This window comes from Acinetobacter sp. SA01, from assembly GCF_011319235.1.
Classification (GTDB): Bacteria; Pseudomonadota; Gammaproteobacteria; order Pseudomonadales; family Moraxellaceae; genus Acinetobacter.
Map to the genome: position 1 here is coordinate 33,300 of NZ_WXXM01000011.1, position 22,874 is coordinate 56,173.

21 protein-coding genes are annotated in these 22,874 nt (G+C 43.6%); 12 read left to right on the top strand and 9 right to left on the bottom strand.

Features of this window, described 5'->3' with window-relative positions; all coding sequences use genetic code 11:
- Positions 1-21 precede the first annotated feature (21 nt).
- Positions 22-1,563, top strand: a complete 1,542-nt coding sequence (gene murJ, locus GTU69_RS11145) for a murein biosynthesis integral membrane protein MurJ (RefSeq protein ID WP_166170539.1) — start codon at positions 22-24, stop codon at positions 1,561-1,563.
- A 181-nt stretch (positions 1,564-1,744) separates the two neighbouring features.
- Here murJ and GTU69_RS11150 read toward each other — a convergent pair whose 3' ends face one another.
- Positions 1,745-1,903, bottom strand: a complete 159-nt coding sequence (locus GTU69_RS11150) for a DUF1328 domain-containing protein (RefSeq protein WP_086176419.1) — start codon at positions 1,901-1,903, stop codon at positions 1,745-1,747.
- A 192-nt stretch (positions 1,904-2,095) separates the two neighbouring features.
- On the opposite strand from GTU69_RS11150, the gene GTU69_RS11155 reads away from it, so the two are divergent.
- Together GTU69_RS11155 and GTU69_RS11160 are read left to right on the top strand one after the other, a co-directional pair.
- Entirely contained in the window at positions 2,096-2,548 is a 453-nt protein-coding gene (locus GTU69_RS11155) for a YcgN family cysteine cluster protein (RefSeq protein ID WP_086196582.1), read from the top strand.
- A gap of 158 nt (positions 2,549-2,706) precedes the next feature.
- Entirely contained in the window at positions 2,707-3,981 is a 1,275-nt protein-coding gene (locus GTU69_RS11160) for a replication-associated recombination protein A (protein WP_086196581.1), read from the top strand.
- Positions 3,982-4,320: 339 nt separating this feature from the next.
- Here the strand turns inward: GTU69_RS11160 and purC are convergent, their stop codons facing one another.
- From purC to dapA, 3 genes are read right to left on the bottom strand one after another with little or no spacing between them, the layout of a single operon-like run.
- Positions 4,321-5,040 (bottom strand): phosphoribosylaminoimidazolesuccinocarboxamide synthase, encoded by a 720-nt coding sequence (purC, locus tag GTU69_RS11165; RefSeq protein WP_086196580.1) that lies wholly within the window; start codon positions 5,038-5,040, stop codon positions 4,321-4,323.
- Between the two features lie 36 nt (positions 5,041-5,076).
- Complete coding sequence (locus GTU69_RS11170) at positions 5,077-5,682, bottom strand: lipoprotein-34 precursor (NlpB) (protein ID WP_086196579.1); 606 nt, start codon at positions 5,680-5,682, stop codon at positions 5,077-5,079.
- Between the two features lie 13 nt (positions 5,683-5,695).
- Positions 5,696-6,595, bottom strand: a complete 900-nt coding sequence (dapA, locus tag GTU69_RS11175) for a 4-hydroxy-tetrahydrodipicolinate synthase (protein ID WP_166170541.1) — start codon at positions 6,593-6,595, stop codon at positions 5,696-5,698.
- A gap of 722 nt (positions 6,596-7,317) precedes the next feature.
- Between dapA and mhpT the strand changes: the two genes are divergently transcribed.
- The 3 genes from mhpT to GTU69_RS11190 all read left to right on the top strand — a co-directional run bounded on the left by mhpT (position 7,318) and on the right by GTU69_RS11190 (position 10,430).
- Positions 7,318-8,523 carry a 3-(3-hydroxy-phenyl)propionate transporter MhpT gene (gene mhpT, locus GTU69_RS11180; RefSeq protein ID WP_166170543.1) on the top strand — a complete coding sequence of 402 codons (1,206 nt, stop codon included), beginning with the start codon at positions 7,318-7,320 and terminating at the stop codon, positions 8,521-8,523.
- Between the two features lie 229 nt (positions 8,524-8,752).
- Positions 8,753-9,388: a bifunctional nicotinamidase/pyrazinamidase gene (gene pncA, locus GTU69_RS11185; RefSeq protein ID WP_166170655.1), complete on the top strand. Its 636-nt coding sequence runs from the start codon at positions 8,753-8,755 to the stop codon at positions 9,386-9,388.
- Between the two features lie 97 nt (positions 9,389-9,485).
- Positions 9,486-10,430: a bile acid:sodium symporter family protein gene (locus GTU69_RS11190; RefSeq protein ID WP_166170545.1), complete on the top strand. Its 945-nt coding sequence runs from the start codon at positions 9,486-9,488 to the stop codon at positions 10,428-10,430.
- A 92-nt stretch (positions 10,431-10,522) separates the two neighbouring features.
- Here GTU69_RS11190 and GTU69_RS11195 read toward each other — a convergent pair whose 3' ends face one another.
- A complete protein-coding gene (locus tag GTU69_RS11195) occupies positions 10,523-11,776 on the bottom strand; it encodes a hypothetical protein (protein ID WP_086196576.1) in 1,254 nt (417 codons plus the stop codon).
- A gap of 77 nt (positions 11,777-11,853) precedes the next feature.
- Here GTU69_RS11195 and serB point away from each other — a divergent pair, with 77 nt between their 5' ends.
- From serB to GTU69_RS11210, 3 genes are all read left to right on the top strand, one after another.
- Positions 11,854-13,074: a phosphoserine phosphatase SerB gene (gene serB, locus GTU69_RS11200; RefSeq protein ID WP_166170547.1), complete on the top strand. Its 1,221-nt coding sequence runs from the start codon at positions 11,854-11,856 to the stop codon at positions 13,072-13,074.
- A gap of 422 nt (positions 13,075-13,496) precedes the next feature.
- Entirely contained in the window at positions 13,497-13,832 is a 336-nt protein-coding gene (gene aciT / locus GTU69_RS11205) for an AciT family ciprofloxacin tolerance protein (protein ID WP_086196574.1), read from the top strand.
- Between the two features lie 148 nt (positions 13,833-13,980).
- Entirely contained in the window at positions 13,981-14,460 is a 480-nt protein-coding gene (locus GTU69_RS11210; RefSeq protein WP_166170549.1) for an SCP2 sterol-binding domain-containing protein, read from the top strand.
- Positions 14,461-14,597: 137 nt separating this feature from the next.
- Here GTU69_RS11210 and dtd read toward each other — a convergent pair whose 3' ends face one another.
- Positions 14,598-15,038, bottom strand: coding sequence for a D-aminoacyl-tRNA deacylase (dtd, locus tag GTU69_RS11215; protein ID WP_086196572.1), 441 nt, complete (start codon positions 15,036-15,038; stop codon positions 14,598-14,600).
- A 360-nt stretch (positions 15,039-15,398) separates the two neighbouring features.
- Between dtd and pncB the strand changes: the two genes are divergently transcribed.
- From pncB to asd, 3 genes are all read left to right on the top strand, one after another.
- Entirely contained in the window at positions 15,399-16,604 is a 1,206-nt protein-coding gene (gene pncB / locus GTU69_RS11220) for a nicotinate phosphoribosyltransferase (protein WP_166170551.1), read from the top strand.
- Between the two features lie 113 nt (positions 16,605-16,717).
- Complete coding sequence (locus tag GTU69_RS11225; protein WP_166170553.1) at positions 16,718-17,566, top strand: rhodanese-like domain-containing protein; 849 nt, start codon at positions 16,718-16,720, stop codon at positions 17,564-17,566.
- Positions 17,563-18,414: an archaetidylserine decarboxylase gene (gene asd, locus GTU69_RS11230; RefSeq protein ID WP_166170555.1), complete on the top strand. Its 852-nt coding sequence runs from the start codon at positions 17,563-17,565 to the stop codon at positions 18,412-18,414. The genes GTU69_RS11225 and asd overlap by 4 nt, the downstream gene beginning before the upstream one ends.
- 201 nt (positions 18,415-18,615) lie before the next feature.
- Here the strand turns inward: asd and GTU69_RS11235 are convergent, their stop codons facing one another.
- The 3 genes from GTU69_RS11235 to GTU69_RS11245 all read right to left on the bottom strand — a co-directional run bounded on the left by GTU69_RS11235 (position 18,616) and on the right by GTU69_RS11245 (position 22,868).
- Entirely contained in the window at positions 18,616-19,227 is a 612-nt protein-coding gene (locus GTU69_RS11235; RefSeq protein WP_166170557.1) for an SPOR domain-containing protein, read from the bottom strand.
- 225 nt (positions 19,228-19,452) lie between these two features.
- On the bottom strand, positions 19,453-21,243 hold the full coding sequence (argS, locus tag GTU69_RS11240) for an arginine--tRNA ligase (protein WP_166170559.1): 1,791 nt from the start codon (positions 21,241-21,243) through the stop codon (positions 19,453-19,455).
- 317 nt (positions 21,244-21,560) lie between these two features.
- Entirely contained in the window at positions 21,561-22,868 is a 1,308-nt protein-coding gene (locus tag GTU69_RS11245) for a DUF445 domain-containing protein (RefSeq protein WP_166170561.1), read from the bottom strand.
- Positions 22,869-22,874: the final 6 nt, after the last annotated feature.

Below are 22,874 nucleotides of genomic sequence, written 5' to 3' on the forward strand. Positions count from 1 at the left end.
TTTTTTCACTGGGTAGTTACGATGGCGCTTTGGCGATCGACCTTTATTGTTAGTACAATGACCATGTTGTCTCGGGTGCTGGGCCTAGTCCGAGATGTGGTGTTGCTGAATGTGTTTGGTGCAGGTAAAGATTTCGATACCTTTGTGGTGGCCTTTCGTATTCCCAACTTTTTCAGGCGCCTATTTGCCGAAGGGGCATTTTCACAGGCTTTTATTCCGGTTTTAACCGAATATAAAACCACGAAAACCCATGCCGAAGTGCAAATCCTGATTAGCCGGGTGTTTGGCTGTCTGGCCACCTTTATGACCACCCTGACCTTTATTGCCATGGTGGCAGCACCTGCGGTGCTGTATATCTATGCGCCCGGTTTCCATGACGACCCGGAAAAATTTGCCCTGGCGACAGACATGTTCCGTCTGACCATTCCTTATCTGCTGTTTATGTCTTTAACGGCTTTTGCCAGCAGTATTCTGAACAGTTATGGTTCTTTTTCAACCCCGGCTTTTTCGCCGGTACTATTGAATATCACCATGATTGCAGGCGCCTGGTGGTTAACGCCCTATATGGCCGAACCGATTATGGCACTCGGCTGGGCTGTGGTGATTGCCGGTATTTTACAGCTGGTCATTCAGATTCCAGAGCTGTGGCGTAAAAAATTATTGATTCCGCCTAAAGTAGATTTCAAACATGAAGGTGTGGAACGCATCATGAAATTGATGCTTCCGGCACTGTTTGGTGTTTCGGTCACCCAGATTAATCTATTGCTCAACACCATTTGGGCATCGTTCATGCAGGATGGTTCGGTATCGTGGTTATACAGTGCCGAGCGGATGACGGAATTGCCTTTGGGGTTGATCGGTGTAGCGATTGGTACCGTGATTTTACCTTCACTGTCTGCACGTCATGCCGAACAGGATCAGGTTAAATTTAGAGGCATGATTGACTGGGCTGCCAAAGTGATCATGCTGGTTGGTATTCCTGCCAGCATCGCCTTATTTATGCTGTCTACTCCAATTATTCAGGCCTTGTTCCAGCGTGGGCAATTTACCTTGCAAGATACTGAAATGACTGCGCTGGCCCTGCAATGTATGAGTGCCGGGGTAATCTCCTTCATGCTGATTAAAGTCTTTGCCCCGGGCTTTTATGCCCAGCAAGATACCCGCACACCTGTGCGTGTTGGCTTGATGGCCGTGGCAGCGAATGCCATTTTAAACGTGGTGTTTATTGGTTTCTTCAAGCTCATTGATTGGCATGCAGAACATATGGCCTTGGCCCTGGCTTCTTCAGGTTCGGCCTTGGTCAATGCCGGTATGCTGTATTTTTATCTGCATAAACGCAATATTTTCCGCTTTGCCGGACACTGGAAAAAGCTGTTCCTGCAATATGCAGTGGCGAATGCCGCGATGATTGCTGCACTGTGGTATGGATTGAGTTGGTACAATGGAGATGTATCACAATGGATGCGTATACTGGAAGTGATCGGTTTATGTATCGTTGGTGTGGTGGCTTATGCGATTGGTTTATTGGTCACCGGCTTTAGACCACGTCATTTAAGACCTTAATTTTTATCTTAAAACTCTACACGGCGAGATAAGTTAGATAAAAAGATATTTAATTTTTGATTCGGTTCTTTTGCTAGGTAGATAATAGAAAGCTGAATAAAAAAAATCGGATATGAAAAAAGAGCCTGAATAGGCTCTTTTTTTTGATCAAGTGAGATATTTTTAAGTGGAGTTCATTCAACTAAACTCTTCCCCTGGAGAGGAAGCCGACGATTGCTAAAATAACGGCAACCACGAGTAAAATAACCGCAAAATCTTTAGATAATCCTGCAACGCCAGCAAAACCTAGTAGACTTGCAATCAGTGCAATTACTGCAAAAATAATCGCCCAACGGAACATAAGCTTTCTCCATGTGTTGTTATTTTCAAAGTAGATTCAGTATAGGGGCGGAAAATTTCCAGCAGTGTTATGCTTGTGTTTAAAAAATGTTCAGTTTGACGGCAAATCGATGATTTAAAGTAATAATCACGTTTATGGACTGTAATCATGCACAGGTTATAATATGCTTCATTTGCTAATTTTTGCTTTGCTATGACCGAATCCTTACGTCCACAATTTTGGAAAGAATACGCTTTAACTGAACTTAATCCTGCCGAATGGGAAGCATTATGTGATGGTTGCGGTCTCTGCTGTTTAATCAAATTAGAAGATGAAGAACTGCAAGAAGTCGCTTATACCAAGGTGGCTTGCAAACTTTTAGACTGCAAAACTGCACGTTGTAGTAATTATGAGCAGCGACTTGACCATGTGCCGGATTGTATTCAACTCACACCAGAAAAATTAGCCACTATTCATTGGCTGCCGCCGAGCTGTGCTTATCGCCGTTTAAAAGAAGGCAAGAGTCTACCTGCCTGGCATTATTTAAATACAGGAACACGTGACAGTGTGATCAAGGCGCGCAAATCGGCAGCAGGCCGTTGTATTTCCGAAACAGAAGTCAATGAAGACGATCTTGAGGAATATATTGTGCGCTGGGTTCGTTAATTTCCTGTTCATCATATAATTTTTGGCTGAAAAAATTTGCAAATTTCATCCTCACCCCGACCTGACACAGCGATTTTTTTGTAAATCGGCTCATTTGAAATGCGCGATATTAAAATTACATAGTAGACTTAGTTTAAGTACAGTAAAGAAATAACAAGATGTCTGAGAGCCATATTCCACTCCCTGAACGACTTCGTCCGCGTGATTTGTCCGAAATTATCGGGCAAGATCATTTATTGGGAGCAGGTGCCCCCTTACGTCAAATGATTGATCAGGGCCATTTACCTTCCATCATTTTTTGGGGGCCACCAGGCGTTGGAAAAACCACCATTGCTTTGCTTTTGGCTCAAGCCGTGGATCGGCCCTTTATCAGTTTATCGGCGCTCAATACCGGAGTAAAAGAACTGCGTGAAGTGATTGCCGAAAGTGGCGATTTATTGACCCCGGTCGTGTTTATTGATGAAATTCACCGTTTTAACAAGTCACAGCAAGATGCCTTATTGAATGCAGTAGAAAAAGGCAAAATTACCTTAATTGGAGCAACCACAGAAAATCCCTCTTTTGAAGTGAACAATGCCTTGTTATCGCGTTGTCAGGTGTATACCTTAAATGCGCTGGATGATGAGTCAATTCGAACTTTATTGAATAATGCCATACAGCAGGATGCCTTTTTAAAAGAGCGTTATATCCAAATTGAAGAATACGAAGCATTACTGCAATTTGCGGCTGGAGATGCACGTAAGGCGCTTAATCTTCTAGATTTAATTGCCAGTACTTTTGAACCGGAACTGGAAAATATCATCACCAATGCCATTGTGGTCAAGGTGGCGCAGCAGAATATTGCCCGTTATGACAAATCGGGTGAGCAGCACTATGACCTGGTCTCTGCCTTTATTAAATCCATCCGCGGCAGTGATCCGGATGCAGCGCTGTACTGGATGGCGCGCATGCTAAAAGGTGGAGAAGATCCGGTGTTTATTGCCCGTCGTATGCTGATTGCCGCTTCGGAAGATATTGGCAATTCCAATCCGAATGCCTTGCTTCTGGCAGGCGAATGTTTCCGTTCGGTACAGGCTGTGGGCATGCCGGAGTGTCGTATTATTCTCGGTCAGTGTGCAGTGTATTTGGCGACCAGTGCCAAAAGTAACAGCACTTATCTGGCCATTAATAAGGCACTCGACCTGGCTGAAAAAACTGCAAACTTGCCTGTGCCACTACATTTACGCAATGCACCAACCAAGCTCATGAAAGAGCAGGGCTATGGTGTGGATTATCTCTATCCGCATAATTATCCAGAGCATTTCGTTCTGCAAGAGTATATGCCACCTGAATTAAAAGGCACCAAGCTATACGAATCTGCACGGAACAAGCGCGAAGTGGAAGGAGAAAAACTGCAACAGCGTCGCTGGATGCAGCAGCAACAACAGCAATAACAGTCAAGATGATTCCAGGCGCTGAGGTATTTTCTTTCATGCTGAGTTTTTCAGATGAAAAAGCGTAAAAAAAGCCCAATCCATAGGACGGATTGGGCTGAAAATAGGATGTCTTAGGGGAGATACATCCTAGAGGGTAAACTAAAAATCTTGGTCGGTCAGCAGGAGCTTATAAAGTCATTGACTTCAACCTCTTGCTGCCCGGTATATAAGAGATATTAAGTAAAAAAACCAATATTGTAAAAACGATCATTTTTATTAATTAAATCTATTTTTTCGATTTTTGGGATATAAAAAAACCGGGCTAAACAGCCCGGTTTTTGAAATTCGATGAACGAATTAGATATCAGAAAGGTCGATACCTAAACGTGCAGCAACTTCTTCATAAGCTTCAACAACACCGCCTAAACCTTGACGGAAACGGTCTTTGTCGAGTTTTTTCTTGGTGTCTTTGTCCCATAGACGGCAACCGTCTGGAGAGAATTCGTCACCTAGTACGATACGGTCGTGGAATACACCGAATTCAAGTTTGAAGTCTACAAGTAACATGTTACCTGCATCGAACAAGCCTTTAAGCACTTCGTTTACTTTGTAAGTGAGTTCTTTCATTTGTGCCAATTGTTCAGCAGTTGCCCAACCTAAAGCAATCGCTTGAGATTCGTTCACCATTGGATCGCCAAGCGCATCATCTTTGAAGAACAATTCGAAAGTAGGTGGAACCAGTTCTTTACCTTCTTCTACGCCTAAACGACGGCATAAAGAACCGGCAGCATAGTTACGGATTACACATTCAACTGGAACCATTTTCAATTTTTTCACTAAAACTTCAGTTGGAGAAAGAAGTTTTTCAAAGTGAGTTTCAATGCCAGCTGCAGCCAATTTTTCCATGATGAAGGCGTTAAAACGGTTGTTCACCTTGCCTTTACGATCCAGCTGTTCGATTTTTTCGCCGTTAAATGCAGAAGCATCGTCACGGAAAACTAGGATAAGGTGATCTGCACTATCTGTTTCATAAACAGATTTCGCTTTACCAGTATAGAGCAAGGTTTGTTTCAACATGGGGGAACCTTTTTCAAAAAAAAATGCCTAGTACGACTAGGCTGGCCAATTTTGGTAAATCTGGGTTAACAGTTCTGCAGCTTTTTCTTGGTCTGCAAAGCTGTTATCGGCATTGAATACAGCTAAGTTGTTACTTGTGCCTACAGAGGTCAGTCTTAATACATAAATTTGCTGATCAATCTTAATGGTTACTTCGTAACGATTTTTACTTTGACCAACAATGCTATGGTTGAGGCTACTGAGGGTGGCAAGTGTGTACTGCCAAATTGTAGCAGAATTTCCGTCTATTTTGAGCAGTGGATTTTGGTTTCCATCACGAACCAGCTGTGGACGACCGATATTTGTGCTGTCTTGTTGAGCATCGGCAGCGCTATTGCTTTGCGCCTTGTCGGGACGGGGTAGCACAAAGCGGTTGCCGTGCTTGTTTTCAAGCTTGGGTGCATGCTCAATCGCCAGCGGGTCAATTGTTGGGGCTGGATACAACGGCGTTGCCGGTCGAACCATTGAACCTTCCGGATATTTCACAGGTTCAAGGGTTGTTGTATTTTTATAGTCCAGTGAACCATTGCTGATTCCCATGGAACTACAACCCGCTAAACTGAATGCCGAAAGTGCAAGGGTTAAACCGAAACGTAATTGCATAATGTTGTGCTCTTTATTTAATGACACCCGCAGCGCTGAGTGCTTCACGCAACGGGGTACGATATTGTTCTGCAAGAGGAGTTAATGGTAAGCGAATACCGGTACCAATTAAGCCCATTTCATGGAGTGCCCATTTCACAGGAATTGGGTTAGATTCACAAAATAAAATATTGTGTAAATTTGCAACTTTATTATTTAAAGCTTCAGCACCTTCTGCATCACCTGCGAGTGCTGCAGCACAGATCAGGCTCATTTCCTTCGGTGCGACATTTGCAGTGACAGAAATGTTGCCTTTAGCGCCAAGTCCCATTAATTGGTATGCCGTAGCATCATCGCCAGAATAAACCGTCATGTCTTTGCCGGCTAATCCTTCGATGAGTTCTTTCCCTCGCGCTACATCCCCAGTCGCATCTTTAATACCGACAATTTGCGGAATATCGGCCAGACGGATCACGGTTTTGTTGAGCATGTCCACGCCGGTACGTCCTGGGACGTTATACAGAATTTGAGGCAAATCAACGGCTTCAGCAATCGCTTTGTAGTGCTGATATAAACCTTCCTGTGTAGGCTTGTTATAATAAGGCGTAACCAGTAATGCGGCATCTGCACCGAGCTCTTTTGCTTCTCTGGTGAGCTCAATGGCTTCATGAGTCGAGTTTGCACCGGTACCGGCAATAATAGGAATGCGTTTGTTGGCTACACGGATGATTTCTTTAATCACGCGGGTATGTTCAGCCATGCTTAGAGTCGATGCTTCACCTGTGGTCCCTACAGCCACAATACTGTTGGTGCCTTGTTCTATATGCCACTCAACCAGCTTTTCTAGACCCTTCCAATCTACGCTGCCATCTTCAAACATCGGGGTGACGATTGCGACAATTGAACCTTGAATGATCTGTGCTTGCTGAGTCATTTTAAAAAATTATCCTATTTGGCCATCCAACTGGGGTAGAAAAACAGAGATGTGGATGGTTACGTATTTTGATTTATAGCAAATTCAAGCCAATTGAATAATGCTTATGCAAATTATGAACGAACAAGCGGTGAAGAACAATATGCTTTAGTCAAACCATCTAAAAACTTTATGAAAAGCAAGTGAAAAACAGCACAAATATAACCAGGGTAATTTTTTTAAAAGGATGTGCCCTGAAATTCTAATCTGTTTTTAATCCTTTAAGATCAATTTTTTGACTGTGAAAATGCTTACTTTTATTTTAAAAAACTGCGCTGGGCCCAATCAACTCAATAATTCCGGGTAAAAACATCAGAATTTAAGATTTAATAAGAATCAGTATAGACTTTAAAGCTATATGAACCAGACAGTTAATCTATCAAAATGATCATTAAAAACTAGAAGAATAATTAATAAAAACTATTACTCCATTTTAACTTTTTTCGCACAGGATGATTTTTAGAATCGAATTTATCAAGATCATGTGAATTTTTCTTGTACGGATTACGCGGATTAAGTGTTTTTGCGACTATGTGTATTTGGTACTGAAAAACTTTAAATATCCAGTATTTTTGTTAATAAAGTGTAAATTATTCAACTTATTGGTAGTTAATTATGCTGCCAGTCTCATAGATGATTGCGACTTTATTATGAACAACGCTGATTGAAACAAGGATATTCCAATGGAAAAATCAGATAACAAGCACGCGGTCATCACAGTAGCGATCTGTTTTCTGATCGCGGTGATCGAGGGCCTGGATATTCAGGCCGCAGGTATTGCAGCCGCGGGTATTCGTGAGCATTTTGGTCTTGACAGCTCGCAATTGGGTGTGTTTTTCAGTGCAGGGATTTTAGGCTTACTGCCTGGTGCACTGGTCGGCGGTCGATTTGCAGATCGTATTGGTCGTAAGAAAGTCCTGATCTGGTCGACAGCAGTGTTTGCCGCATTTACTTTATGTACAGTTTGGGTAAACAGCTTTAACACGTTGCTGGCTGTGCGTTTTCTGGCGGGTGCCGGTCTGGGTGGTGCCATGCCAATTCTGATCACGCTGGCTTCTGAAGCCGTATCGCCAAAAAACCGTGGTCGTGCCGTGGGTCTGATGTACTGTGGTATGCCGGTCGGTGCTGCGATCCTGTCGTTAATTGCCGCAACTGAATTCGGTGCCAACTGGAAGAATGTATTCTACCTGGGCGGTTTATTACCGATTTTCGTGATTCCACTGATGATGCTGTTTCTGCCTGAGTCGAAAGAATACCTGAAGGCACAGAACAAAACTGCAGCTGAACTTGCCGTTGCTCCACAAGGTTCATTCAAGGATCTGTTTAACTCGAATAACCTGTTACGTACCCTGTGCATCTGGGTCAGCTACTTCTTCACGCTGATGGTGGTTTACATCATGCTGAGCTGGTTACCATCATTGTTTATGGAGCTGGGCTTCACCCGCAAAGACGGTTCAACTGCACAGTTCTACTTTATGGTTACTGCAACGATTGGTACTGTAATTTTGGGTATGTTGACCGACCGCTGGAAAAAAGCCTACGTGATTGTGTTGATGTACGGTGGTATTTTGGCAGGCCTATTGGCATTGAACGGTGCAAGCTCGCTGAGCCAGATGTATATGGCTGCAGCATTGGCAGGTGCCTTCGTGATTGGCTGTCAGGGCGTACTGTATGCTTTCGGTAGTATCGTGTATCCGACCGAAGTACGTGGTACTGGTGTAGGTGTTGCTTCTGCAGTAGGCCGTATCGGCGCAATGCTTGGCCCTGTGATTGCAGGTCAGTTACTGACTGCAGGTTTCGGTGCAGCAGGCGTTATTACCGCAGCGATTCCATGTATCATTATCTCTGCAGTATGTATGCTGATCCTGGTCAACCGCACCAAAGTGTAAAGCATTACAATCCTGAAAAGCCTGCAAATGCAGGCTTTTTTATTGCTTACCGATTGAGAGGAAATAAAAACCAATCCTTCATTTATTATTCATGCAAAATGATGCAGATATTGAACTGATTGCAAGATTAGTCCGAATGAACAGTCATTCTATTTTTATCGCTAGTGCTAAAAATCCTCTACTATTTTGCGCTATGCTTGGGCGTAAATTGATATTTCAAGGGATGAAAATAATGCAGAATGCGGCTTTGATTGTGGTGGATGTGCAACGAGGATTTACCCCCAGTGGTAATCTGGCCGTAGCGAATGCCGATCAGATTATTCCGAATATCAATGTATTGGGCCAGTATTTTAGCAATATTGTCCTGACTCAAGACTGGCATCCTGAAAATCATATCTCTTTTGCAGACAATCATCCGGGTAAGGCGGTTTATGACAGTATCCAGCTCGACTATGGCAGTCAGGTCTTATGGCCGAGCCATTGTGTGCAAGGCACTGCTGATGCAGAACTTCATCCAGATCTGCATTTACCGACTGCCCAACTGGTCATCCGCAAGGGCGCGCATGCCCATATCGACAGCTATTCAGCTTTTCTGGAAGCAGATCAGAAAACCACAACCGGTTTGGCTGGCTATTTAAAAGAACGTGGCATTGATACGGTTTTTATTGTCGGCATTGCCACAGATTTTTGTGTGGCCTGGACCGCAATAGATGCCTGTAAACTGGGCTTTAAAAGCTATGTGATTTCCGATGCCACCAAAGGTATCGATTTACACGGGTCATTACAGCATGCCTGGCAAGACATGCTTGCAGCAGGGGTCAAGCGTATTTTGGTGAAGGATATCGTTCAACGCCATATCTCCTAAAAAACAGGATCAAGCTGAATAAAGTTGCTGTTTTGCTGAATAGATATGGTACAACCAGCTCTCCAGATCAGAACAGCATAAATATTGGATGTATTGTATGTCTGCTTTTTTGCGCTTTACCCAATTTATTCAGAAAACCTTTGCCCTGTGGGTAGTGCTATTTGCTGCTATTGCTTTAATTTTCCCGGAAGCCTTTGTCTGGCTTAAAGCCTATATTACCTGGATGCTGGGAATCATCATGTTCGGTATGGGCATGACTATGACCGTGGATGATTTTAAAGGGGTAGTGCAAAGTCCCAAAGCCGTGGGGATTGGTGTGGTCGCACAATTTGTGGTGATGCCGGGACTGGCTTATGGCTTATGCCAGCTGTTTCAACTGCCCCCTGAAATTGCCATCGGGGTAATTCTGGTGGGCTGTTGCCCGGGCGGGACAGCATCTAACGTGATTACCTATATGGCCAAAGGCAATACCGCTTTATCGGTTGCTTGTACTTCGGTTTCGACTCTTTTAGCGCCTGTATTAACTCCGGCAATTTTTTATCTTCTGGCCAGCCAGTGGATTGAGATTAATGCTCTGTCGATGCTGGGTTCGATTCTGCAAGTGGTATTGTTTCCGATTATTCTGGGTTTAATGATTCGGGCGGTACTGAAGTCAAAAGTGGACTCTTATATTCAGGTGATGCCCTTGATTTCAGTGCTGGCGATTGTGGCCATTGTGGCGGCAATTATTGCAGGAAGTAAGACACAAATTTTGCAATCTGGTTTATTGATTCTAGGGGTTGTGGCTTTGCACAATGGTCTGGGCTATCTGCTGGGTTTCTGGGCAAGCCGTTTGTTTAAATTACCTTATGCAGACTGTAAAGCCGTTGCGGTAGAAGTCGGCATGCAAAACTCGGGTTTAGGCGTGGCTTTAGCAGCAGTGCATTTTGCTGCCTCACCACTAACTGCGGTGCCGAGTGCCATTTTTAGTTTATGGCATAATATTTCAGGTCCTGCATTAGCGAGTTATTGGGCAAGCAGGACAGATAAAATAGAAGAATGATCAAGAACTCTCTGTTGAGCACTGTACTTCAGCACAGAAACCTAGAGATAAAAAAACCGAGCTGAACTGCTCGGTTTTTTTATACCTTAAGTTTAAGAGGCCTTGGACTGTTTGGCTTTTAAAATTTCGGTTCTAAAGGTTTGTGCCAGTTCCGCCACTTCACTGTCCATCCCGTTCATCATAAAGGCATGACGGGTCAGTACATTGGTTGGATTCGGCAGGCTAACCAGCTGGTAACAATCCGAGATCTGCTTGAGCAACTCATTCGGTAAGTGAATAGCACTTTCCTTGGCAGTCAATTGTTGTACCAGACGTTCTGCTGCTTGGACAGGGCTGAGCTGCATGGCCTCAACGTGGCTGGAAATGGCACTGCGGGTCTGCAACACAAAACGTTTTTCTTCACGATAACGTTTGTACAGCACATCGGACAAGAGCTGGAACACGGTGCTGATCATCACCAGGCAAGGCACTGCATTTGGTGTTTCTACCGTCATGCTAATGGTTGCGCCATGTTCATCAAATTTATGCACCGTGGTGATGTCTGAACTGTTTAACTTGTAATGTTGTACACAGAGTTCAGTGGCTTTATTCAGGAAAATCTGACATAGATTGAAATAGGGGATGGAAACGGTTTTATTGACCGAATCCATCAGCTGTTTAGGGTCATAAAACTGGATATTTAAGGCAATACACTTGTCATCCAGTACCACAGGTTTCGATTCTTTGATTTTAGCTTTGGCCTGAGCATTGTTCTGTGCCTGGGCAATCGCGACTGCGGCATTGTGCTGTTCTTGTTCCAAAGCCTGAGTCAGGGTTTGAATTTCATGTTTGAGGCGTGATTCATTATTGATACGTGCCAGATATTCGGTACGGCTTGGACGGGCAATGGCACGGTAGGCCAACCATAACAAGCCATGAATCAGCAGCGATAATAAAATGGCCAGCCATTGGGTACGTAAAATTTCTCCAATACTGGGCTGAATCAGGGTAATTTCAATACTGCCAACTTTCTTTTCATTTTGCAGTGCTTCACGAACAAACACTTCGCCTTGGCGTGTTTTGGTTAAACCGCCTGTTGCCAGTACCTGATTGTTCGCATCCAAAATACGGATAGAAGCCACACTCGGGTTGGTGGCATAACGGTCGGCCAGTAAAGCCAATGACACCGTATTGGCCGGTTCCAGCTCGGACAGGCTGTCTGTGACCAGTTGTGAGGTCATCAGCTGTCCCTGACTGGCGCGGTTAGCATTCAGCTGATGCGTCGTCGCAAGTACCAGTAAAAAGGTGTGAAAAGCAAAACTTACAATCAGTAGGCTAGCAAATAGCCCTTGTCTAGGCGCATTCAACGTAAACTTCCAAGGCATTTATGTTCAAATTCGATTATGATTCTAGCAATAGTTGTAGCTCAGATCCGAGTCAATTCATGCGAGAAATCATTCTTATATCATTTTTGGGACCCGACCAGCCTAATCAATTTACACGATTAATGCAGGTATTGTCCGTACATTCGTTACAAATTTTGGACGTTGGACAAGCCGTCATCCACAACCAACTGACTTTAGGTATTGTTGTTTCGTCAGATGACCAAACTGCTACAGCATTAGCCATGAAGGAGATTCTGATTCTAGCACATGATATTGGCTTAACAGTGCGCTTTAAACCAATCTCTACATCAGAATATGATCAATGGGTGAGTGAAGGGGGACAGACCCGTTATATCGTGACGGCACTGGCACCTGAATTGACTGCCTCACATTTGCAGGCCGTGACCCAGATCGTCTCTAACCAGGGTTTTAATATTGAAACCGTGACCCGTTTGTCGGGCCGCCCGGAACTCAATGGCACAGTTGAAGCACCAAAACGCTCTTGCGTACAATTTGGCCTCAAAGGACAAATGCTCGATGCCACTGCCATGCGTGCCGCCTGCTTGCGTTTATCCAGTGAACTGAGTGTCGATGTTGCGGTTCAGGAAGATAATGCTTACCGTCGTAATCGCCGTCTGGTCTGCTTCGATATGGATTCGACCCTGATTGAACAGGAGGTGATTGATGAGTTGGCCATTGAAGCTGGTGTCGGTGAGCAAGTGGCTGAAATCACTGAACGTGCCATGCAAGGTGAACTGGACTTCCAGCAAAGTTTCCGCGCCCGTGTCGCTTTGCTCAAAGGTATGGATGCCTCTGTTTTACCTAAAATTGCCGAGCGTCTGACCGTGACGGAAGGGGCAGAACGCCTGATTTCAACCTTGAAAGCGTTGGGCTATAGAACGGCAATTCTTTCTGGTGGTTTCCAGTATTTTGCCGAATACCTGCAAGAAAAATTGGGTATCGATGAAGTCCATGCCAATATTCTGGATGTAGAAGATGGCGTGGTCACAGGTGAAGTCAAGGGTCATATTGTGGATGGCGCTCGCAAAGCCTTGTTGCTGCGTGAATTGGCAGACAAAATGGATATTTCACTGGAACAGGCCATTGCCGTGGGTGATGGTGCCAATGACTTGCCAATGCTGTCGATTGCCGGTTTAGGGGTGGCTTTTCGCGCCAAACCTCTGGTTCGCCAGAATGCCAATCAGGCGATTTCAAGTGTGGGGCTGGATGGGGTGTTATATCTTCTAGGTGTACATGATAAAGACCTGAGCCGTGCCTAATGGTTCAGTCTAACGGTGGATGTTATTGACAAAACGCGACATTAATGTCGCGTTTTTTGTGGCCAAAATAGTGAAATTACGATAAACGGTTGGCTTAAATTGCCGATCAAAACACCAATCTATCCATTGGTAAAAAATATTTTTTTAATGCTTTTAATGCATTATTTTTTTGTAATGACACGGCAAGTCCGAGCCCATCTTATTTCCAGAAAAAGTTAAAAATAAAAAAATGTAATGACAAAATAATATTGCGACAAGGTATGTCGCTTGCTGAAAATACAAGACTTTTTTTCTTCAAAAAACTCCGCATAATGCTTGCATAGAAATTGATATAAATATATTTCAGCATTTATTCACGCTATCGGGGATTTGATTTAGACCCATATAAAAGTGTCAACATCCTTTATAGGACGGAGGTTTTTATGGTTACAGCGAATTTAGCAACCATCATAGGCTTAAGCTTGATTGCCGCTGCTTTGATAGCTGTTTTCTTCTCGCCTTATCGTCGTTTGTTAAGCTTTATGTTTGCAGGTATGCTGTTTTGGGGCTTGATTGAAGCCATTCGCTTTAGTACTCAACTGGCGTTTGATTTACCGATGGGATACAGTTACCTGACGGCGTTAATGTCGGTCATGGGGATTTTAACCCTGCTATTAATCCGCGAAGATCGTCGTGCAGAACGCGCTTTAGCCAAACGTCGCTATATTGAACATACACCAGTCTATGATGATGAGCAGCAACACTACTCAAGCCGTTAATTTGAAAAACTGATAATTCCAAGAAAAAGATGTGCTGCGGCACATCTTTTTTTATTGATTATTGTTATACAAAGCCTTACTTCAAAAAACCCAACTTATGGTAGGATAAGTCGTCAATTTTCCAACAATTACAATAGGCTTAAATGTCATGAAACTATCTTCGATTCCTGTCGTAAAATTACCACTGGTCGATGTAAGCACGGATCCGCTTGATTTGTTAGTTGCGGGCTTAGCTTTGCGTATGAAACAGTTAGCGCGTACCAGTCCAAAATTTATTGAACTGGTTCATGAACGTCAATTCCGTATTCAAATTGGTACTGATCTGGGCTTTGCACGTCAAATTATTGTAAATAATGGGCAAATTGACACAGTAGCAGGCGATGCAGAAAAAGCAGACTTCATTTTGCAGTTTGCAGACAGTGAGCAAGGTGTAAAAACCTTAATGAAAGGTGATCCAAGCGCTTTCATGACTGGCATGCAAAATGGTACGATTAAAATGGAAGGCGATTTTAGCCTTTTGGTCTGGTTTAACAAGGTTGCCAAACTGATTCCTCCAAAATTACCAAAACCGGTACAAGAAAAAGTGAAACTGGTACGTTCATTCATTCGTGAAAAGACTGGTAAATAAGATTTTATGCTTTTCGTTCTTCTCCTTTTAAAAATGTGGGAATCTTCAGAATATATTCTGAGTTCGCAAGAGGGAAAGGATTAAAATAATAAAAGCCCTCAATCGAGGGCTTTTTTGATGCCTGGAATATTGTCGCTTTATTCAACTTCCAGATTAAACGTCACCGGGCCATCATTGACCAGATGCACTTTCATATCGGCGGCAAAAATACCCGTTTGCACATTTTCAAATTGAGATTTTGCATAGTCGACCAAGGCTTCATATAAAGCTTTTGCCTCACCCGGTGGCATGGCTGGACCAAAGTCCGGACGTAAACCTTTTTGCGTTTGTGCCATCAAGGTAAATTGCGACACTAGTAATAATCCACCGCCGGCCTGAGCCACATTCCAGCCCATTTTGCCCTGTTCATCATCAAAAAAACGGTATTTCAATATCTTGTCGATCAGCTTTTTGCCTTTTTCCAGATTGTCTTCTTTAGCTAATCCCAGAAAAACTAAAATGCCTTTTTCAATTTGCCCAGTGGTTTCACCATCCACCACAACCTTTGCTTCTAGAACCCGTTGCAATAATGCACGCATAACTTAACCAATTTAAATCTTCAATTTATCCGCAGCATTGTAGCAAACAGGCAGAAATTTAAGCTTTAAAATACACACAATATCTCAACAGAATCATCAGGTTTGGTTAAAGATATTTTGCTCTATCTTGACATGAATGAATTCAAGCAGATTTTAATGAAACTGGATATGAAGATGCAAATGTGAGAGTCATGTGACCCACAGCCGCTCATAGGAAATGAAATATGACTCTATGGCTGAATAAGAAGGAGGTTTAGCCCTTACTCTATTGCCTTGACGGGTCCAGCTGTACGCAAAACTAGCAATATCAAGATAAAAAGTGTGTTTTAATGCAGTCAGCACAGCGAAATTTCATTAGATATGGCCCCAATCATTCAATCTTTGCTTGATACCGACTTGTACAAATTCACCATGCTACAAGTGGTATTGCATAAATTTCCCCAAACGCACAGTGTTTATCATTTTCGTTGCCGTAATTTAGAGGATACCGTTTATCCACTGACGGATATTTTGGACGATTTGAATCAGCAACTTGACTATTTATGCCAGCTTAAGTTTAAAGAAGATGAGCTGCTTTATCTTCGCAGTTTACGTTTTATCAAAAGTGACTTTGTCGATTATCTGGAACTGTTCCAGCTGAAACGTCGTTTTATTAAAGCCAGCATTGATGAGCAAGGTCGTCTGGACATCTGGATTGAAGGCCCGATGGTTCAGGCCATGATGTTTGAAATTTTTGTTCTGGCGATTGTCAATGAACTGTATTTCATGCGTATTCGCAGTGATGAAGTTTTGGCAGAAGGTGAACGCCGTTTGCAAGCCAAAGTCGAACTGTTAAAGCATTATGAAAAAGAACTGAAGCCTCATGAACCACCTTTGTTGGTGTCTGACTTTGGTACGCGTCGTCGTTATAGCTTTGCATGGCAAAAGCATGTGATTGAGGTATTTAACCAAGCCTCACCGAATATTTTCCGTGGTACCAGCAATGTGTTGATTGCGAAAGAATTAGGCATTACTCCGATCGGAACTATGGCACATGAGTTTTTACAGGCCTTTCAGGCTCTGGATGTGCGTTTACGCGATTTTCAGAAAGCGGCACTGGAAACCTGGGTGCAGGAATATCGTGGTGATTTAGGGATTGCCCTGACCGATGTGGTAGGAATGGATGCGTTTCTGCGTGATTTCGATCTGTATTTTGCCAAACTGTTTGATGGTTTGCGTCATGACAGTGGGGATCCCTATGCATGGGGTGATAAAGCCTACGCACATTATAAAAAATTAAAAATTGACAGCAAAACCAAGATGCTGACCTTTAGTGATGGGCTGAATCTGGAAAAAGCCTGGGGCTTGCATCAATACTTTAAAGACCGTTTTCAGGTCAGCTTTGGTATAGGCACTAATTTAACCAATGACTTGGGACAAACCCCACTCAATATTGTGTTAAAACTGGTGGAATGCAATGGTCAATCGGTAGCAAAAATTTCCGATAGTCCAGGAAAAACCATGACCGATAACGATACCTTCCTGGCCTATTTACGTCAGGTATTTAATCTCAGCGAAACAGAATAATCATCATGGCTATAGCTGATTTTTTGCTAAACCAATGCAAAAAATCAGCATAATAGTGAAAATGACTTATGCTAAGATCGTCCATGTTGATCTAAACAAAACACGAAAAAAGTATGACTGTATCTGCATTTAATTTTGCTCTGCTGATAGAAGCAGAAGAGCTGGTTCCGTTTTTAGGCAATGAAAAATTACGCATTGTCGATTTAAGCCGTCGTTCTGTTTATGATCAATTGCATATTCCGCATGCCATTCATGTGCAACCGAAGCAGCTGGTACGCCAAGAAGAGCAGGCTTCAGGTTTGTTGCCTGATGTAGAGGGCTTAAAAGCCCTGATTGAATATCTGAATATTTCTCCGGAACATCATGTGGTGGCTTATGATGATGAAGGTGGGGCTTGGGCAGGGCGTCTGATCTGGAACCTGCATTGTCTGGGTTTTGAAAATACCAGCCTGTTAAATGGTGGCATTCATGCCTGGCTGGCAGCCGGTTTGCCTACTTCTTCAGAAGTGGAAAAATTAGTTCCCGTAGTGCCTCTGGTGGAGATTAATCTAACCAATATCGAAAAGTACCGTATTGAATATGCGGAGCTGTTAGAAAAAGTACAAAACAATAGCATTCAATTGTGGGATTGCCGCACCGAAGATGAATATACCGGTCTTCGACTTGCAGCGCGACGCGGCGGTCACATTCCAAATGCCCGACATTTTGAATGGAGTACTGCCCTAAATCGTGAAAATCATTTAAAATTGCATCCTTTACAACGCACTCAACAGCGCTTGGAACAACTGGGTTTCAATTTAAAACAACCTGTGGTGGTCTATTGTCAGTCACATCATCGTTCGGGTTTGGCCTATATTCTGGGCCGATTGCTCGGTTGGGAGATACAGGCTTATGATGGTGCGTGGAGTGAATGGGGCAACCGCCTCGACAGTCCGATTATTACCGGAGAGTTACCGTCTTGAGCTTCGCATCACGTTTAAAAAAACAAATTTTTATTCAAGCACAACGTGTTGTGCCACAACACCAATTATCACGTGTCGTGGGTAAACTGGCTGCCAGTGAACATCCGATTATCAAAAATACCGTGATTCAGGCTTTTAAAGCCCAGTATGGAATTGATATGTCGATTGCTGAACAAAGCAATGCATTGAAATTCAAATCATTTAACGAATTTTTTACCCGCTCTTTAAAAGAGGGTGTACGCCAAATTGATGCTGATCCGCATAGTATTGTGTCGCCTGCCGACGGTGCCATTTCACAATTGGGTAAAATTGAAGAAGGCGATATTTTTCAGGCCAAGGGGCAAAGCTTTTCGGTGGAAAAACTGATTGCCGATCCGCAATTGGCCGAACCGTTTAAAAATGGTCATTTTGCTACGGTGTATTTATCACCTAAAGATTATCACCGTGTGCATATGCCTTTTGCCGGGACTTTGACTGAAACCTTGTATGTTCCAGGGGAATTGTTCTCGGTCAATCAAACCACTGCGGAAAATATTCCGGGTCTGTTTGCGCGTAATGAACGGATGGTGTGTTTGTTTGATACTGAGCTGGGGCGTATGGCGGTGGTTTTGGTCGGTGCCATGATTGTTGCAGGTATTGAAACTGTGGCAACGGGTAAGGTGAAACCGACTGGACATCTGGAGCTTAACCAGCACAATTTGTGCCTTGAAAAAGGGGCAGAGCTGGGCCGTTTCTATTTGGGTTCAACTGCTGTGGTGCTATTTGAAAAAGATAAAATGCAATGGGATCCGATGTTCAAGGCCAATTCTGTTGTAGTGATGGGCGAAGCGTTGGGGCATACGGTTTAAATGCTTTTAGCCTCCCTTTTTTAAAGGTGAGCATCCTCGAAATATATTTCGAGTGCGTCAGGGAGGGATTATTTTACCTCTTGAATTATATCAATCCCCCTCAGTCCCCCTTTGTTAAGGGGAATGTTTCATCAAGGAAAAGATTTAGGACGGTCAAAATAAAAAAGCGCCTCAAATAAGGCGCTTTTTAATGTCTAAAAATTAACGTTTCACCACAATCGAATCAATACCACTGCGTTGCAAGGTTTGCTGTGCAATCATGGCAGCTTCCTGAGAATCATAAGGCCCAGAAATTACCCGGTACCAGGTTTGACCGCCTTCAACCGATTTCACTACATCTGCAGACAGACCATTCAGGATAATTTCGGCACGGCGTGCATCGGCACTATCTGGATCGGGATAGCTACGCACCTGCAAAATATAACTTGGCTGGTGGGCAACAGGTGCTTCAGAACTTTCCAGACCTGGCTCGGCTGTTTCAGCCGGAGGAGCCGTTTCTGTTTCTGGAGCTTCAACAATCACTACAGTTTCTGAATTTTTAGTTTCAGGAACTGCCTGATCTGGAATGGGTGTCACTTGTTGTTGTGGCAATAAATCGTAGAAACGATAGTCCTTGTTGGTATCTTCCTGATAATGTTCAGAACTGATCTGATTTTTCGGTTTAACCGGTGCCCACGGTTTCCACAGCATCAAAGCTACGGCAAAACTCAACACAATTAAAATAACCACCAGCGTTCCCAGCCATGCAGGAATCAATGGCTTTTTCGGCTTATTCGGTCGCTCAGAGACACCGCGCTGCGTTTTTCCAAACACGTGGGATTCCTCGTGTATTATTTTTAATTTAAATCTATTTAAAACAAGGTATTATTTTTAGATAACACCTTATTTACCCTATTGTCTATAAATCATTAACTAAGTTTAGATGATCACAAACATGACTTTTGCTGCGAGTAACATTGCTGCACACGGGCATTAATTATTACATCGCCACTTCAAGCATAGCTTTCGGTCTTGCGGCGATGCAAAACCTTGTTGTGCTTACATCGCCTCAGGAGCAGATACACCTAATAATTCTAAACCATTACGTAAAACCTGTTGTACGTTTACTGAAAGCAATAAACGGGCTTGTGTAAGTTCAGCATCATCATTGAGTACTTTATGCTCATTATACCAACCGTGGAATAATGCTGCCAATTCTTTCAGATAGTTACCGACTTGATGCGGTTCATAACTGTTGGCTGCGCGAATCACGATCTCAGGGTAGGCTGCAAGTTTGGCCAGAATTTCTGTTTCTGCATCCAGCGCAAGTTTCGCCGCAAATTGACGTGCATTCGTAGCATCAAAGTTCACACTTGTTGTAACTGCTTTTTCTAGCATACGGCAGATACGGGCATGTGCATACTGAATGTAATACACGGCATTGTCTTTACTTTGAGAAACAGCAAGGTCCAAGTCAAAGTCAATGTGCTGTTCAGACTTACGCATCACGTAGTAGAAACGTGCTGCATCGTTGCCGACTTCTTTACGCAGGTCACGTAAAGTCACGAACTGACCTGAACGGGATGACATTTGCACCATCTCGCCACCACGCCACAAGCTCACGAACTGAACCAAAAGCACGGTCAATTTTTTCGAGTCATAACCCATGGCGTCAATCGCTGCTTTAACACGGGCGATATAACCGTGGTGGTCTGAACCCCAGATATCGACGATATCGGTATAGCCACGTTGTAATTTATTCAGGTGGTAAGCAATGTCAGAGGCAAAGTAAGTGGTTTGACCATTACGGCGTTTCACTACGCGGTCTTTTTCATCGCCAAATTCAGTCGATTTAAACCAGATATTGCCATCTTGTTCGTATAGGAATCCACGTTGATCTAAAGTTTGTAGCGCTTCTTCAATTTTTTCAGTTAAAGATGCTTCGCTGAACCATTGGTTGAAGGTCACACCAAATTCGCCCAGGTCATCTTTAATGTCATCAAGAATCGCTTTGAGCGCCGCTTGATGGAATACGCGGTAGCCTTCGCCAATCAACGCTTGAGAATTATGAATCAAGCCATCGATGTGTTTTTCTTTATCACCGGATAACACTACTTTGTTGCCGTCAGCATCCAGTTCTTCAGCGTATTGAATATCTTCAGGTACATCTTTATATACGTCTGCAACCGAACGTACATAAGTAGTGCCGTCTTGGTCAATAATGCTTTGCGCGATTTCTTTAACGTAGTCGCCCTGGTAAGCATTTTTAGGGAAGACTAAGGTTTGACCCGTAAGCTCTAAATAACGAAGGTATGTAGATGTCGCCAGAATGTCCATTTGACGGCCAGCATCATTGACATAATATTCACGGTCAACTTTGGCACCGGTTGCTTCCAGCAGATTGGCAACGGTCATGCCATAGGCTGCACCCCGACCATGACCAACGTGCAGGCTAGAAGTCGGGTTTGCTGAAACAAATTCGACTTGAACGCGTTTTTCACCATTAGCTTGAGTACGACCAAATTGATTTTTTTGTGCTTGAATCTGGTCTAAAACAGCAAAGCGTTGGTCGGCATTTAAAAAGAAGTTGATAAAGCCGGGACCCGCAATTTCTGCTTTGCTGATGTCTGCTACTTCAGGCAATGCAGCAAGAATTTTTTCTGCAAGATCACGAGGCTTCATACCCGCAGCTTTAGAACCAATCATGGCAATATTCGAAGCGAAGTCACCGTGGCTTCGGTCTTTGGTTCGCGTTAAATGACCGCTGTTATTCCAGTCGGATGGAAGTACACCTTCAGCTTGAAGAGATTGCACTGCATGATCGAGAGCTGCTTGGATTGCCGTATTCATAATCAGTCGAAAAATAAATGTCGCAGAAAAACAGCAAATATAGCAAATTTCGTGGTCTTTAGGTGAATGCATTTGTATTGAATGAATCTTGTCCGACAACTAACGCAGAATTGAAGCAGGAAAATTCTGCAAAAGATTCAAAAAAGCAGGATTTTCTAGGCTTTTGCTTTTCCCATTGTGCTAACCCTGTTGCCTTTGGTGCGTAAATTAACAGACAAACGGGTTAATCTTTCTGCTCCCAATTCATCGAAGTGAATCAGTTCTTAGTCCAGACCAGTTGCTTTGATGAATAGGCTTTATTGATTTTGAACAGATCTTTAAAGCAATACATCCACCAAGGCACGGATTATCCCCAGCACCAAACCGATAAATGCACCGACTACAACCCCATTGACTCGGATCATATGTAAATCGCCACCGACTTCATTTTCAATTTTATCGATCATTTCGCGCGAATCCCATTCATGAATGCGTTCGCTAATAAAACGGATCACTTTTTCACTGTATTGATCACTCAAATTGACGGCAAGCCCACTCATTCGTTCATTCAGCAATTGACGTACTGCCGGATTGGAAATGATATTTTCCCCGACCTGTTGAATCGCAACACGCAGATTTTGTGCAATGCCTGAATCGGGTTTGAGCAAGTCTGCTTTAATGGCATCACAGAGGATCACTACGGCACCACTGATAAAATTCAGTACCTGAGGGCTATCTAGCAGGGCATCTTTGGTGCGGTTTAACCGTTCACTGGCCTCACTTTCACTATCAGCCAGTTCCAGCATCAGCTGCTGCCCCATCTGCTCAATTTTTTGCCGCCAGGGATGCTGCGGATCGGCCAGCATGGATTCCACCCGTTCAATCAGTGAATCGATGGTGCGTTGCTGTACATCAATCCCAATCCAGCTGGCGCCTTTGGCCAGTTTCCACACGCCTAATTCTTTGAAAAGCCGGCGCGTCATTTCATGGGCTTGTTCAGGATGGGAAATCATCCATTCATGTGCCAAATCGAGTCCACGTTGCAATACGTCCTGATGGAAGTCATTTTCCAGCACCGCGCGCAGCATTTCACTGGCTAGGGTGTTAACCTGGGTGTTACGTACCCATTGCACACTGTTGTTTTGAATAAAGTTTCCAATCTGTTCCTGACCAACAAATTCAAAAATCTTCGGTACGGTTTGCTGAATGACTTGGGTCACTTGAGTGTTATTTTCCGGTTTTGCCAGCCATTGTCCGACCGCAAGACTCAGATCGGTACTTTGCAGGCTTCTTTCCACCACTTGTGGAGATAAAAAGTTTTCCTGTACAAAACGTCCCATCGATTCGGCAATCCTGGCCTTATTGCGCGGAATGATTTCAGTGTGGTCGAGCAGAAACTTGGGAATTGGCATTTTCCCAAAAGGATTGCGGAACAATACGGTAATGGCATACCAGTCGGCCAGTCCGCCGACCACACCCGCTTCGGCAGAAAGCATGAAAATATGAACCAGCCAGGCATATTCAGGAATCAGTTTGGCCACTACCATTAACACCAACCAGGTCAAAATGGCACTGATGAGGGCAATGGTGGCAAAGCGTTTACTGCGTTGCAAACTCGGTGTGGTGATTGCTTCCGCTGTGGTCATGCAGGA

Excerpts from the sequence above, each read along its gene's own strand:
- murJ (WP_166170539.1), top strand. The coding sequence starts at position 22 with ATGGCGCTTTGGCGATCGACCTTTATTGTTAGTACAATGACCATGTTG.
- GTU69_RS11150 (WP_086176419.1), bottom strand. The coding sequence starts at position 1,903 with ATGTTCCGTTGGGCGATTATTTTTGCAGTAATTGCACTGATTGCAAGT.
- GTU69_RS11155 (WP_086196582.1), top strand. The coding sequence starts at position 2,096 with ATGACCGAATCCTTACGTCCACAATTTTGGAAAGAATACGCTTTAACT.
- GTU69_RS11160 (WP_086196581.1), top strand. The coding sequence starts at position 2,707 with ATGTCTGAGAGCCATATTCCACTCCCTGAACGACTTCGTCCGCGTGAT.
- purC (WP_086196580.1), bottom strand. The coding sequence starts at position 5,040 with ATGTTGAAACAAACCTTGCTCTATACTGGTAAAGCGAAATCTGTTTAT.
- GTU69_RS11170 (WP_086196579.1), bottom strand. The coding sequence starts at position 5,682 with ATGCAATTACGTTTCGGTTTAACCCTTGCACTTTCGGCATTCAGTTTA.
- dapA (WP_166170541.1), bottom strand. The coding sequence starts at position 6,595 with ATGACTCAGCAAGCACAGATCATTCAAGGTTCAATTGTCGCAATCGTC.
- mhpT (WP_166170543.1), top strand. The coding sequence starts at position 7,318 with ATGGAAAAATCAGATAACAAGCACGCGGTCATCACAGTAGCGATCTGT.
- GTU69_RS11190 (WP_166170545.1), top strand. The coding sequence starts at position 9,486 with ATGTCTGCTTTTTTGCGCTTTACCCAATTTATTCAGAAAACCTTTGCC.
- serB (WP_166170547.1), top strand. The coding sequence starts at position 11,854 with ATGCGAGAAATCATTCTTATATCATTTTTGGGACCCGACCAGCCTAAT.
- aciT (WP_086196574.1), top strand. The coding sequence starts at position 13,497 with ATGGTTACAGCGAATTTAGCAACCATCATAGGCTTAAGCTTGATTGCC.
- GTU69_RS11210 (WP_166170549.1), top strand. The coding sequence starts at position 13,981 with ATGAAACTATCTTCGATTCCTGTCGTAAAATTACCACTGGTCGATGTA.
- dtd (WP_086196572.1), bottom strand. The coding sequence starts at position 15,038 with ATGCGTGCATTATTGCAACGGGTTCTAGAAGCAAAGGTTGTGGTGGAT.
- pncB (WP_166170551.1), top strand. The coding sequence starts at position 15,399 with ATGGCCCCAATCATTCAATCTTTGCTTGATACCGACTTGTACAAATTC.
- GTU69_RS11225 (WP_166170553.1), top strand. The coding sequence starts at position 16,718 with ATGACTGTATCTGCATTTAATTTTGCTCTGCTGATAGAAGCAGAAGAG.
- argS (WP_166170559.1), bottom strand. The coding sequence starts at position 21,243 with ATGAATACGGCAATCCAAGCAGCTCTCGATCATGCAGTGCAATCTCTT.
- GTU69_RS11245 (WP_166170561.1), bottom strand. The coding sequence starts at position 22,868 with ATGACCACAGCGGAAGCAATCACCACACCGAGTTTGCAACGCAGTAAA.